At 59.5% G+C, this 13,607-nt stretch carries 10 protein-coding genes; 5 read left to right on the top strand and 5 right to left on the bottom strand.

The features are described from left to right. Positions 1-125 precede the first annotated feature (125 nt). A complete protein-coding gene (gene hexR, locus VY732_RS29500; RefSeq protein ID WP_007912071.1) occupies positions 126-992 on the top strand; it encodes a transcriptional regulator HexR in 867 nt (288 codons plus the stop codon). A 239-nt stretch (positions 993-1,231) separates the two neighbouring features. Further along, complete coding sequence (locus VY732_RS29495) at positions 1,232-1,435, top strand: PA3496 family putative envelope integrity protein (RefSeq protein ID WP_116028569.1); 204 nt, start codon at positions 1,232-1,234, stop codon at positions 1,433-1,435. Here the strand turns inward: VY732_RS29495 and VY732_RS29490 are convergent. Further along, the gene (locus VY732_RS29490) at positions 1,377-2,339 is read right to left on the bottom strand and encodes a LysR family transcriptional regulator (protein WP_077575110.1); all 963 of its coding nucleotides are present in this window, start codon (positions 2,337-2,339) and stop codon (positions 1,377-1,379) included. The genes VY732_RS29495 and VY732_RS29490 overlap by 59 nt on opposite strands. A 190-nt stretch (positions 2,340-2,529) precedes the next feature. Here VY732_RS29490 and VY732_RS29485 point away from each other — a divergent pair, with 190 nt between their 5' ends. Beyond that, positions 2,530-3,945: an acetyl-CoA carboxylase biotin carboxylase subunit gene (locus tag VY732_RS29485; RefSeq protein WP_025112637.1), complete on the top strand. Its 1,416-nt coding sequence runs from the start codon at positions 2,530-2,532 to the stop codon at positions 3,943-3,945. 11 nt (positions 3,946-3,956) lie between these two features. Continuing rightward, positions 3,957-5,765, top strand: a complete 1,809-nt coding sequence (gene oadA / locus VY732_RS29480; RefSeq protein ID WP_331693160.1) for a sodium-extruding oxaloacetate decarboxylase subunit alpha — start codon at positions 3,957-3,959, stop codon at positions 5,763-5,765. 192 nt (positions 5,766-5,957) lie between these two features. Here oadA and VY732_RS29475 read toward each other — a convergent pair whose 3' ends face one another. Together VY732_RS29475 and VY732_RS29470 are read right to left on the bottom strand one after the other, a co-directional pair. After that, positions 5,958-8,135 carry an autotransporter outer membrane beta-barrel domain-containing protein gene (locus tag VY732_RS29475; RefSeq protein ID WP_331693159.1) on the bottom strand — a complete coding sequence of 726 codons (2,178 nt, stop codon included), beginning with the start codon at positions 8,133-8,135 and terminating at the stop codon, positions 5,958-5,960. Positions 8,136-8,334: 199 nt separating this feature from the next. Then, positions 8,335-11,292: an autotransporter outer membrane beta-barrel domain-containing protein gene (locus tag VY732_RS29470; RefSeq protein ID WP_331693158.1), complete on the bottom strand. Its 2,958-nt coding sequence runs from the start codon at positions 11,290-11,292 to the stop codon at positions 8,335-8,337. Between the two features lie 243 nt (positions 11,293-11,535). On the opposite strand from VY732_RS29470, the gene VY732_RS29465 reads away from it, so the two are divergent. Next, the gene (locus VY732_RS29465; protein WP_331693157.1) at positions 11,536-11,814 is read left to right on the top strand and encodes a helix-turn-helix domain-containing protein; all 279 of its coding nucleotides are present in this window, start codon (positions 11,536-11,538) and stop codon (positions 11,812-11,814) included. 32 nt (positions 11,815-11,846) lie between these two features. Here the strand turns inward: VY732_RS29465 and VY732_RS29460 are convergent, their stop codons facing one another. Both VY732_RS29460 and VY732_RS29455 read right to left on the bottom strand, forming a co-directional pair. Then, positions 11,847-12,683, bottom strand: a complete 837-nt coding sequence (locus VY732_RS29460; protein WP_331693156.1) for an amino acid ABC transporter permease — start codon at positions 12,681-12,683, stop codon at positions 11,847-11,849. After that, entirely contained in the window at positions 12,680-13,501 is an 822-nt protein-coding gene (locus tag VY732_RS29455; RefSeq protein WP_331693155.1) for an ABC transporter substrate-binding protein, read from the bottom strand. The genes VY732_RS29460 and VY732_RS29455 overlap by 4 nt, the downstream gene beginning before the upstream one ends. Positions 13,502-13,607: the final 106 nt, after the last annotated feature.

Here is a 13,607-nt window from a genome sequence, read left to right as displayed (position 1 = left end):
GCTACATGCGCTTCATCGCGCCTGATATGGGGACATCGAGTTACGCATTGAGCAGGCAAAAAGCCAATTCATGTAGTATAACTACAAGCGTGCTACATCCTTGCCCATAAGAAGAGTCCAGCCCCTTGAATCTGCTGCAACACATCGCCCAGTCACGTCACCTGTTACGCAAGTCGGAGCTCAAGGTCGCCGACCACGTGCTGCTTGACCCTGCGGCGGTGATGCACAGTTCCATGGCCGACCTGGCCCACAGCGTCGGCATCAGCGAGCCGACCATCGTGCGCTTCTGTCGCGCCATCGGTTGTTCCGGTTTTCAGGATCTCAAACTCAAACTGGCGCAAAGCCTCGCGGCCGGTGCCAGCTTCGGCCAGTTTGCGATCCATGAAGACGACTCGGTCGCCGATTACAGCCTGAAGATTTTCGACACCACGTTGCACACGCTGATGGAGGTTCGCGAGAAACTCGATCCGGTTGAGTTGCAGCGCGCGGTGACACTGATGTCGCAGGCGCAGCGCGTCGAATTCTACGGCTTCGGCGCCTCGGGTGCCGTGGCGGCGGATGCGCAGCATAAGTTCTTCCGTTTGCTGCTGACTGCAGCGGCGTATTCCGATCCGCACATGCAGGCGATGTCGGCGGTGACGTTGAAACCGACCGATGTGGCGATCTGCATTTCGCAGTCCGGACGTTCCAAGGATCTGCTGATCACCGCCAACCTGGTGCGTGAGAGCGGCGCTTCACTGATTACCCTATGCCCGAGCCAGACGCCGCTGGCCGAATTGTCGACGGTCAATCTGGCGATCGATGTGCATGAAGACACCGAAATCTATACACCGCTGACTTCGCGTATTGCCCATCTGGTGGTGATTGATGTGTTGGCGATGGGCGTGGCGATGGCGCGTGGGCCGAGTCTGGTTAATCACCTCAAGAGCGTGAAGCGTAGTCTGCGTAGTCTGCGCTTGTCGCCAAAAGCCGCCAAAGCGCTGGATGACTGAAGCCATCCAAGGTCGTTCCGACCTTATTCGCGAGCAGGCTCGCTCCCACAGGGGATCTTCGGGGTACACAAATTCTGTGTCATACCGAGATCAAGTGTGGGAGTGAGCCTGCTCGCGATAGCGTCCTCAAAAACACCACAACCCTGCGCAAGTTTCATCGCACTGTCATCCACACGCAGCCAAACCGTCATCCCCGCCGCCTATCGTGAAACTCCCGTCATCGCCTTGGGAGACTCGAAATGGCTCAGCCCTACGAAGAACGCAACAGCGCCGCGAAAACCCGTCGTCAGCAGGAAGACCAGCGCCGCATGGAATTTCGCCGCGCTATCGAAGATCGCTTCGAACTTCGTCAGCTTCAAGCCGAAATCGGCGATTTTCCCGAGATCACTCACTGGCAGGCGGCACCCGCAGCTTCCCGTCGAAACGCTCAACCAGCGCGCTGATCTGCACCCGTTCGCTGCGGATAAACGCCAGGAAGGCGTGCGCCACCGGTGACAAGCGTTTGGCCTTGGCTTGCACCAGGCACCAGCTACGGAAAAGCGGCAATTCATCGACCGGCAACTCGACGAGGCCGCCGGTCGCCAGCTCCAGGTTCAGGGCGTGGCGCGTCAACAGCGCCAGGCCCAGACCCGCCTGCACACATTCACGCTGCGCTTCTGCCGAGGCCACTTCCTGAGTCTGGGTGAAGTGCACGCGTTTCTCTTTGAAGTATTCTTCGCAGGCCAGTCGCGTACCCGACCCCGGTTCGCGGATCAGCAGCGTGTAAGGCTCCAGATCCTGCAAACGCAGCGGGCCCATGTGCGCCAATGGATGATCCGGGCGCGCCACGGCAACAATCGGGTTGTTGAGAAACGGCAGGAATTCCAGACCCATGTCCTGCGGCACCATCGACATGATCACCAGATCGTCGCGGTTGTCCGAGAGCCTGCGGATCACCTGGCCACGGTTGACCACAGTCAGTTGCAGATTCACTTCCGGATGCTGACGCTTGAACGCGGCGAACAGGTGCGGCACGAAATACTTTGCGCTGGATTCCACCGCCAGTTTCAACTGACCTTGCAGCGAGCCCTGCATGTCCGACAGCTGCATATCGAGGTTTTCCAGGCGCCCGAAAATGTCTCGACTGGCACGCTGAAGGGCTTCGGCAGCCTCAGTCATGTAGAGTTTTTTGCCGACATAATCGAATAATGGCTGGCCGATCAGCTCTTCGAGCTGACGAATCTGTAGGCTGACGGCCGGTTGTGTGAGGGACATTTCCTCGGCTGCGCGGCTGTAAGAGCGTAAATCACATACTTCGTTGAAGATCTGCAATTGACGCAATGTCATACGCATCAAGGACTTACGCATTTTTTACAGGCTCTGACGGCTGGCGGATGTTTCAACTATAAGTCTTTACTTATGCATGACCCAATTTTTATTCATTTTTGTTAATCCCTCATGAGCGCTAGTGTGGACCTGCGACTAAATTGAAACATTTGGTCACGCGTCGACCTGGGTCTAGCAGGTCGTGGTGCCACCGGCTCAAGGGAACCTCCAAGTGATAACAAAGATCCTGATCGCCAACCGTGGTGAGATTGCCGTACGAATCGTGCGAGCCTGCGCCGAAATGGGCATTCGCTCGGTTGCGATTTTTTCCGACGCCGACCGCCATGCACTGCATGTGAAGCGTGCGGACGAGGCCCACAGCATCGGTGCCGAGCCACTGGCCGGTTACCTGAACCCGCGCAAGCTGGTGAACCTGGCGGTTGAGACCGGCTGTGATGCACTGCACCCCGGCTATGGTTTCCTCTCGGAAAACGCCGAGCTGGCAGACATCTGCGCCGAACGCGGAATCAAATTCATTGGTCCGTCGGCCGAAGTCATTCGCCGCATGGGCGACAAGACCGAAGCGCGCCGCAGCATGATCAAGGCCGGCGTACCGGTGACGCCGGGCACCGAAGGCAACGTTGCTGACATCGAAGAGGCCTTGGCCGAGGGCGACCGTATCGGTTACCCGGTGATGCTCAAAGCCACCTCCGGGGGTGGCGGTCGTGGCATCCGTCGCTGCAACAGCCGCGAAGAACTCGAACAGAATTTCCCTCGTGTCATCTCCGAAGCGACCAAGGCCTTTGGTTCTGCCGAAGTGTTCCTGGAAAAATGCATCGTCAATCCCAAGCACATCGAAGCGCAGATCCTTGGCGACAGCTTTGGCAATGTCGTGCACCTGTTCGAGCGTGACTGCTCGATCCAGCGCCGCAACCAGAAACTCATCGAAATCGCCCCGAGCCCGCAACTGACTCCGGAACAGCGTGCCTACATCGGCGACCTGTCGGTGCGTGCGGCCAAGGCTGTGGGTTACGAGAACGCCGGCACCGTGGAGTTCCTGCTCGCCGAGGGCGAGGTGTACTTCATGGAGATGAACACCCGGGTGCAGGTGGAGCACACCATCACCGAAGAAATCACCGGGATCGACATCGTCCGCGAGCAGATTCGCATCGCCTCCGGCCTGCCGCTGTCGGTGAAGCAGGAAGACATTCAGCACCGTGGTTTCGCGTTGCAGTTCCGCATCAACGCCGAAGACCCGAAGAACAACTTCCTGCCGAGCTTCGGCAAGATCACCCGCTATTACGCCCCCGGTGGTCCGGGCGTACGCACCGACACGGCGATCTACACCGGTTACACCATTCCGCCATTCTACGACTCGATGTGCCTGAAACTGGTGGTCTGGGCACTGACCTGGGAAGAGGCGATGGACCGTGGCCTGCGCGCCCTTGACGACATGCGTCTGCAAGGTGTGAAGACCACCGCCGCGTACTACCAGGAAATCCTGCGCAACCCGGAATTCCGTAGCGGCCAGTTCAATACCAGCTTCGTTGAAAGCCACCCGGAACTGACCAACTACTCGATCAAGCGCAAACCCGAAGAGCTGGCCCTGGCCATCGCTGCCGCCATCGCTGCCCACGCAGGCCTGTGAGGAATACAACAATGAGCAAGAAGATCTTCGTTACCGACACCATCCTGCGCGACGCTCACCAATCGCTGCTCGCCACCCGCATGCGCACCGAAGACATGCTGCCGATCTGCGACAAGCTCGACAAAGTCGGCTACTGGTCGCTGGAATGCTGGGGCGGCGCGACGTTCGACGCCTGTGTTCGCTTCCTGAAGGAAGATCCGTGGGAGCGTCTGCGCCAACTGCGTGCGGCGCTGCCTAACACCCGCCTGCAAATGCTTCTGCGCGGGCAGAACCTGCTCGGCTATCGTCACTACAGCGACGACGTGGTCAAAGCCTTCGTCGCCAAGGCTGCGGTGAATGGCATCGACGTGTTCCGCATTTTCGACGCGATGAACGACGTGCGTAACCTGCGCGTGGCCATTGAAGCAGTGAAAGCTGCCGGCAAACATGCCCAGGGCACCATCGCTTACACCACCAGCCCGGTGCACACCATTGACGCGTTCGTGGCGCAAGCCAAGCAAATGGAAGCCATGGGTTGCGACTCGGTGGCGATCAAGGACATGGCCGGTCTGCTGACCCCGTACGCCACTGGCGAACTGGTTCGCGCGTTGAAAGCTGAGCAGTCGCTGCCGGTGTTCATCCACTCGCACGACACGGCGGGTCTGGCGACCATGTGCCAGCTCAAGGCCATCGAAAACGGCGCCGACCATATCGACACCGCGATCTCCAGCTTCGCGTCGGGCACCAGCCATCCCGGCACCGAGTCGATGGTCGCCGCACTCAAGGGCACCGAGTACGACACCGGTCTGAACCTCGAACTGCTGCAAGAGATCGGTCTGTACTTCTACGCCGTGCGCAAGAAGTACCACCAGTTCGAAAGCGAATTCACTGCAGTCGACACCCGCGTGCAAGTCAACCAGGTGCCGGGCGGGATGATCTCCAACCTCGCCAACCAGTTGAAAGAGCAGGGCGCGCTGAATCGCATGGCCGAAGTGCTGGCGGAAATCCCGCGTGTGCGTGAAGACCTCGGCTTCCCGCCGCTGGTGACCCCGACTTCGCAGATCGTCGGCACCCAGGCGTTTTTCAACGTGCTGGCCGGCGAGCGCTACAAGACCATCACCAACGAAGTGAAGCTCTACCTGCAGGGCGGTTACGGCAAGGCGCCGGGCGTGGTCAACGAGAAACTGCGTCGTCAGGCGATTGGCAGCGAAGAAGTCATCGATGTGCGCCCGGCCGATCTGCTCAAGCCGGAAATGACCAAGCTGCGTGCCGATATCGGTGCACTGGCCAAGTCCGAAGAAGACGTGCTGACCTTTGCGATGTTCCCGGACATCGGCCGCAAGTTCCTCGAAGAGCGTGCCGCCGGCACCCTGACGCCGGAAGTGCTGCTGCCGATTCCGGAAGCGGGCGGTGTGACCAAGGCTGGCGGCGAAGGCGTGCCGACCGAGTTCGTCATCGACGTTCACGGCGAAACCTACCGCGTCGACATCACTGGTGTCGGCGTCAAGGCTGAAGGCAAGCGTCACTTCTACCTGTCCATCGACGGCATGCCGGAAGAAGTGGTGTTCGAACCGCTCAACGAATTCGTCGGCGGTGGCAGCAGCAAGCGCAAGCAAGCCTCGGCCCCGGGTCACGTCAGCACCACCATGCCAGGCAACATCGTCGATGTGCTGGTCAAGGAGGGCGATACCGTCAAGGCCGGCCAGGCTGTGCTGATCACCGAAGCGATGAAGATGGAAACCGAAGTCCAGGCAGCGATTGCCGGCAAGGTCACCGCGATTCATGTGGCCAAGGGTGATCGGGTCAATCCGGGCGAAATTCTGATCGAGATCGAAGGCTGAGATAACCGCCGCGATCCAACGCTTTAAACCTCGGGGGGGCATGTGCTCCCCTTTTTTTATGCGGAATTTGTCTGCATCACATGAGGCCTATGTGGGAGCCTGCTCGCGAAGAGGAGTGTCAGTCGATATTTATTCAACTGACAGATCGCATTCGCGAGCAGGCTCGCTCCCACAGTGACGATGTTCAGTCAGTCAGAACGCCATGCGCCATTGGCCCATTACACCGTGAGTGCGGCTGTCAGTGGCCATTTCACCGGTGAGACCAACGCCGACAGAGTGATTGGCTGACAGCCCCAGATCGAGGCCGGCATCCACCGACAGACTGTTTCGATCCAGCGCGGCACCGGCAACCTCAAAGCGCTTGCCACCCTTGACCAGTTGCTGGCGGGTGTCGCTTTCGATCTCGCCAAAGGTGTGTTTCCAGCCGGCACTGAAGCGCGGCGTCAACGTCATGCCGTTATCCAGCCGATTGATTTTTGCCGTGCGCAGACCGAAGGTGCTGCTGAGGTTGTCGCGGGTTTGCCCAAAGACTTTCAGCGCCGCATCTCCGCCTTTTTCGCTGTAGCTGTCGCGCTGGTAGCGCTGATAACCGACGCTGGCGAATGGTTCGAGCGTCGCGTTGTGCCGGCCAACATTGACCGCCAGTTCGGCAAAGGCTTGCTGAGTGTTGGCGTCGTAGTTGCCCTTGAGGCGATCGCTGAAGCCGTTGAAGGCCACGCGACGTTTGCTGTCGCCGTCATGGCTGGCATAGGTCGCCCCGAGACGCAGTGAGAACGGTCCGTCCTGGCGCACGGCGTAGGCACCGAGGTGCCAGCTGTCGAGGTCGCCATCGTATTGCCGAGCGTCCAGTCTGGTCTGCGATTTACCGCCGATCAGGCCGATATGCCATTGCTCATCGAGCCGCCAGTCGGCGCCCATGACCAGACCTTGGGTCGCGTGATTGAGGGTACTGTCGAACTCGCGGTCGACTTTGCCGCCATGGCCGAGCGCCTGAATCCACACCCGCCCGGAATCGGCACCGCCGGCGGCCTGACGCGGCGAGTTGCCGGAACCGTAGGCCGAACCGTAACGGCTATTCAGTTGCTGCATGGCCGAAAGCATGCTCGCGCTCACCGGAGTGATACTGCTCAGCGTGGCTTTGGCGAGGTTGGCATTGCTGCCTGCGGCGAGTTGTTCGAGGGCGACCGGAGCGGTGGTTTTGTCGCTGGTCACAAGCGCGGCGACTGCTGCGTTTGCAGGTTTTATTGGCGCAGGTGCGGGCTGTTCGGCGGACTCGTCAACTTGCGCAGTAAGAGGTTCGTCCGGCATTGGCGAAGGGGCGGACTCTGAAATGGGAGTCGGTGCTGAAGTCGAAACAGGAACAGAAATTGGAGCTGGTGCAGATGCCGTCAATGGCGTTGGTGTCGCTGATGGCGCAGGTGCTGTTGGATCGACAATACCCTCGGCAGCGGCACGAGCGTTGTCTGTCGTGGCAGCGTTCGAAAGCGGCTCACCGTTACGGGCGTAAGTCAGCCCGACGGACTTTTTGTTGTATTGAGGTGTGGCTGTCATGAAGGCGAGGTCGTTAATGACCGTACCGAATTCGCCTTCTACCTTGGTGGCTTCGAGGATTTTGTACTGTCTGCTTTGCGGATATTCTCCCGGAGCCGCAACGACTTTCAGGGTGGCGCCTTCCAGCCTGGCAGTGCCATCGACCTTGATCGTTTGACTGCCACTGGGCGTGACCTCATAAGCCAGTTCGGCGGTCGGGGACAAGCGCAAGTCGCCTTTCACGCGCGGGCTGCCAAGTACCCCATTGACGGTGAGCAGGCCGGCGACCTCCAGGCTTCCCACAACACCTTTACCGGCAAAGCTGCCACCGCTCTCGACATACACGTCGCCCTTAATGCTCCCCAGGTTGGTCAAAGCGGTACCGCTGTTTACCAGCGCGCCTTCCTTGAAGTCTCCCTTGGAGCTCAGCGTCCAGTCGCCCCGGTTGAGGAGCAGGCCGTTGAAATTACGTGTGTCTTTCAGCTCACCGCCTGCAGCCGCATCCAGGAGCAGGACGTTATCCCCCGCGCCACCATCCAGCAGGCCGGTAAAACTTGCGCCGTCCGTGAGCCTGATCAGATCGTTGACAGCGGTACCTGCAAAGCTTTCTTCAGGGGTGTTAAAAGCGATAGGCACCGTACCTGGGTCATTGAGAAACCCCTGAAGCCGTTCGAAAGCCATCTGTTTAGGGTTGGTTTTGGACGGTTCCGGCGCATTCATTACTGCTGGTGAATCGGCGACTTCAGAGGGTTCCTGAGCGATGGCAAGCTCTACGCAAGCCAGCGCCAGCGAAATGGCCAAAGCCAGGTGTTTTGGTTTGAAAATGTGTTGAACGGGCATTGAGTCCAGCCTCTTTTAACGGGAGACCCAACTCTATTGATGCCCCAAAAAATCCGATGTCGGCTGCTTCCCGAAGCCTTGCAGGCGACATCGCATCGTTTTGTAGAAAATGACCGCAAGATCCGCAACCAAGCCTTTTACTCGGCTGCAGCGGCCCCTTTTCCTACAACCAAACAAGACCCCGCCGGCTGTTCAACCCTCAAAAACTCATCTGCCACTGCCCGATCAAGCCGTGATTGCGGCTGTTGCTGCCGATCTCGCCGCTGTATCCCACACCCAAGGTATGCCGCGCGGAAATCCCCACATCCAGCCCGGCCTGCAGCACCAGGCTGTCACGATCCAGCGAGCTGCCTTCGACACTGAACGCCGTGCCGCCAGTCACAAACGCCTGACGCGTCGAGCTGCCGACATCGCCATAAGTGTGTTTCCAGCCAGCAGCCATGCGTGGGGTCACGCTTATGCCGTTGTCCAGGTTGCTCAAGTGCGCCAGGCGCAGGCCGAAGGTGCTGCTGAAGTTGTCTTGGGTCTGGCTGTCGACTTGCAGCGCGGCGGCGCCACCTTTTTCCTGGTAGCTGTCGCGGTGGTAGCGCTGATAACCGAGGCTGGCGAACGGCTCGGCGCTGAGGCGGCCACTGCCCATGGCGTAGCCGAGTTCGGCGAAGGCTTGCTGGCTGTCGGCGTCGTAGTCACCTTTCGGGCGATCGTTGAAACCATTGAAGGCGATGGTGCGTTTGCTTTCACCTTGATGACCGCTGTACGCCGCGCCGAGACGCAGCGAGATCGGGCCGTTCTGATGCAGCGCGTAGACGCCGGCGTGCCAGCTCTCGACGTTGCCGTCGACGCCGGTCGCGTCCAGATCGGTTTTCGAATAACCGCCCAGTACGCCCAGACGCCACGCTGAATTAAGTGACCAGTCGGCACCCAACACGCTGCCCTTGGTGCGTTGCTCCAGACCGCCGCTGCCGTGTTCGCCGTCGAGCTTGCCGTAACCGCCAATGCCTTGCAGCCAGAGGCGGCCGCGCGCATTCGGGTCATTCAGATTGCGTGCGTCGGACGGCACGCCATTGGCGGCCAATACAGGTGTGTCACGCTGATCGAGACCGACCAGCAGTCCCGCGCTGCCTCCCATTTGCTGCATCGCCGAGAGCATGCTGCTGCCGACCTGACTGCTGGCGCCGAGGGTGGCGCTGGTCAGGTTGGCATTGCTGGCGCCGGCCAGTTGCTCGATCGCCGTGCCGGCGCTGCTTTGGCTGGTATTGAGCAAGGCGTTGTACAGCGCGCCGTTTTTGCCGATCGAGGCCAGGCTGTTGGCGGCGTTGCTGCCGTTGCCTGTCTTGGCGAATTCATTGAACGCCACGTCATTGCGGGTGTAGGTCAGATCGACTTGCGTGGGGGTGTAGGCGAGGGTCGGCGTCAGGAATGCGTAGTCGCTGCTGACTTTGCCGAAAGTGCCGTTCACCTGTGCCGCTTGCAGCACGGTGTAATGGCTCTGCCATGGATACGTGCCGCTGCCGGGATTCACCGCGAGCGTTGCGCCATTGAGATTGGCGATGCCGCCGATCTGTACCGGCGCGCTGCTGCCGTCGGCGTTGACGCCGTAAGCGAGGGTGGCTGTGCTGGCCATGTTCAAATCGCGAACGATGGTTGCGCGACCGAGGCGGGTGTCGGTGCGCAATGTGCCGTTGACAGTCAGGCTACCCACCGAACCGCCACCGGCATACACACCGCCGGCATCCACGGTCAGGTTGCCGGCGATGCTGCCCTGGTTGACCAGTGTGGCGCCGTTGCGCACCGCGCCGCCGTCGCTGAAATCGCCGCTGCCGGTGAGTGTCCACGCGCCTTGCTTGACCTCCAGCCATTCGAAGTTGCGACTGGCGCCGAAGCTGCCACCGGCCGCGTCATCCATCACCACTCGGTCGTAACCGCTGCCACCATCCACCACGCCGACAAAGCGACTGCCGTTGCGCAGGGTCAGGCTGTCGTTGCCGCCACCCAGATCCAGTGCCAGGTCATTGCTGCCACTGATCGTGCCGCCGTTGATGACGCTGTCGGCGAACTCGCCGACGAGCTTCACACCGAAACCGTTGAGGCCTTGAATGGTGCCGAAGTTTTCCAGCGTGGTCGCCGCCAGTCCCGAGCCGCCACTGCCATCGTCAACCAGAATGGCGCTGTCGGCACCGCTGATCAAAGCGTTACTGGCGTTGAGAATGTAGCCACCACCGAGGGCAATACCTTCGCTGCCGTTGGCGAAACCGCCCTTGTCGACACCACCCGCACCGACGCCTTGAATGGTCCCGTAGTTTTCGATGTGGGCGATCTTGTCGATGTCCACGCCATCGCCGTCACCGTTCGCTTGCAAGCCTGAGTAAGCGCCAGTAATGGTGCCGTGATTGATCACCGTGCCATCGCCGTCGGAACCGAAGCCGGAGCCGTTGCGGCCGGTGATTTGCCCGTAGTTGATCAGCGTCGCGCCAAGGTCGGTAGTGATGCCGTGCCGGCCACCGGAAATCACTCCGTAATTGGTCACGCTGACACCGCTGGCGGAGTCGATATCAATGCCGTCGAATTTCTCGTCGGCATTGTGCGAATCGCCGGTGGAAATCTCGCCATAGTTGCTGATCGTCGCATTCGCGCCGGTCTTCATGCCGTCGCTGGCGTCGCCGCGAATCAGCCCGCTGGCGCGGTTGATGATGGTGGTCTTCACGCCGTCACTGCGCAGCGCATCGAGGTCCAGACCCTGGCCGGTGGTGGAGCGAATCACGCCGCTGTTGTCGATCAACAGACTGCCGCTGACAAAGTTGCTGTCGATGCGCAAAGCATCGTTGGCGCCGAGAATCTGCCCGCCGCTGCGGTTGTAGATGGTGTAGTTGCGTGCCTTGCTCAGGTCGCCACTGCTGTCGATGGCCCGGCCGCCGGTCGAGATGATTTTGCCGGCGTTATCGACCACCACACCCGCACCACTGGTCTTGTCTTTCAGGCTCACGGCCTTGCCGCTGTTGGTGATGCTGCCCGGCGCCGAAATCGTCAAAGTGTCGCTGCCACCCAGCGTTTGTGCTGCCGTGGTGGCGGTGTCGATCTGCACGGTTTTGCCGTGGGCCGCCGTGGCGGTGATCAACAGGGCGATGGCGAGGGACAGACGCTGGGGCGGGAACGGCATAAGTGGACGGCCTTCTTGTTATAAGCGGGCCGTCCTGTATAGCGAAGGGTTTTTACAGAATGATGTCGATGGCTGATCTGTATTGTTTTGCATTCAGATTTCGCTTATCAGAGGTAAATCTGCATTTTGTTGCAGATTTTGGCGTTCTATCAGGCATTGAATGCACTACATTGCATCCGGCATCAATGAAAGCTCTGTTGAAATGCATTTAAAAGTAGAGGAAATGAAAGCGTGGGATCTGCAATGAGCCTGACGGTAGCTGAGCGCATGGCGCTCATCGAAAGCATCCAGGAAGCGCTGGCCGACGGGACATTGGAAATCAGCGAAGCCGTCCGCCGTTTACGAGTGGAGGTGACAGGGCTGCATCAAATCCAATTCGCTAATATGTGCAAAATTTCGGTCCGCACGTTGATACACATAGAGCACGCTGAGGGTAATCAGACGTTGAGGTCGTTGGACTCAATATTCCGATTGTTTGGCCTGAAAATGGGCGTTGTGCGGGTACGCCGAGAGACCAATTGAAACCCGACGCAGCCCGCAATGTGCCGATCGCCCTAGCTCCGCCGCACGTAAGCCTTGCCGTAATGCCGCTCCATGCGTGCCTGAATCAACTCCAGTCCAATCGACATCAGCCAGTAAATGATCGCCGCCGTCGTCAGCATTTCGATATAGCGGTAGCTTGAGCGCCCGTATGACTGGGCGAGAAACATCACTTCCCAGACGCCCATCACCGAGATCAGCGACGAGTCCTTGAGCATCGAGATGAACTGGTTGGTCGTGGGCGGGATGATCGTGCGCATGGCTTGCGGCAGGGTGATGCGCCAGAAAATCACCGTCTCGCGCATCCCCAATGCCAGTGATGCTTCGCGTTGGCCGTGGTCGACCCCGAGGATGCCAGCACGAAAGATTTCGCTGAGATAGGCGCCGTAGTTCAGTGAAAGGGCAATGATGCCCGCGACGATGGCGCCGGGCACGATGCCCAGTTGCGGCAAGCCCAAATAGATCAGCAGGATCTGGATAAGCAGTGGTGTGCCGCGAAAGAACGAGGTGTAAAAACTGGCGATGCCGAGCGCCACCGCGCTTTTCGAAAGGCGTGCCAATGCGGTGATGAAGCCCAGCAGGGACGAGGCGACAATCGAGCACACACAGAGGAAAAGCGTCAGCGCTGCACCCTGCAAGAAACCGTTGGGCGCCAGGTGCAGGCCGACCAGATTGGGCAGTTTGTCGAGGATGATCGAGAACTTCAGGTCGAAGCTCAGGAAGAACCCGGCGAACAGGCAGAACAGCGTTGCCCAGGTCAGGTACAGCCGCGTACGAAACCCGAACATCCGTTGCAGGCGTGATTCAGCCACCGGTTGTGGTGGCTGTGGCGGTGTCGGGAAAGAAGTCATTGGCTGATATCAGCGCCGATCCATTTTTGCGACAGCTTGCTCAGGGTGCCGTCCTGCTTCAGTTGCGCGAAGACTTCGCGCACCTTGGCGTCCCATTGCGCGTCACCCTTCTCGATGGCCACCGAGTTCGGCTCCGAATACAGCGGCGTGCCGGCCAGTTTGAAGCGTTTGTCTTGGTTCAGACGTGGCTGCGCGGTGACGAGGTTGGTGAGGATCGCATCCAGGCGCACGCCGGCGCCCAGGCCCAAATCCTGGAAGGCGACGTTGTCGGTATCGTACGGCGCGATCTGCACGTCTTCGAACGGGTACTGCAACTGCTTGTCTTCGGCACCTTCGATAACCAGGTTCTTGTTCAGATAGCTTTCGTAACTGGACGCGCTGGTGAGGCCGACTTTTTTACCACTCAAATCCTTGGCATCGTGAATCCGATCATCCTTGGCGTTGACTACGATCACTGCGGGCGAGGCGTAATACTCCACCGGGAAATCGAACACTTCGGCGCGGGCCTTGCTCGGCGTCATCGAGCAGATGCAGATATCGTAGCGCCCGCTCCAGCGACCGGCGGCAATGACGTCCCAGGACGGCGTTTCGAGTCGCAGCTTGACGCCCAACTTGTCAGCTACGGCTTTGGCGACGTCCACGTCGAAGCCGTCGAGCTGGTTCTGGTCATTGAGAAACGAGAACGGTGGATAGCTTTCCATCAGCACACCGACCAGTTCTTTTTTCTGCTCGATACGATCCAGCGTGGCGCCAGCAAAGGCTTGAGTGGAAGCGGCCAGAATCGTCAGGCCCAGGGCCAGTAGCGGTTTAAATTTCACAGTCGATCCCTGGGTAAAAAAGAGGTTGTTTTTAACGGAATGGTGCGTATTAAATAGTTATAAGAACGACTCTGATAGTGAGTTATTTTCATAAGCATATGAGTGA

The organism is Pseudomonas sp. ZY71, from assembly GCF_036542145.1.
Taxonomy (GTDB): Bacteria; Pseudomonadota; Gammaproteobacteria; order Pseudomonadales; family Pseudomonadaceae; genus Aquipseudomonas; species Aquipseudomonas koreensis_A.
This window is presented reverse-complemented; position numbering and strand designations above follow the sequence as displayed.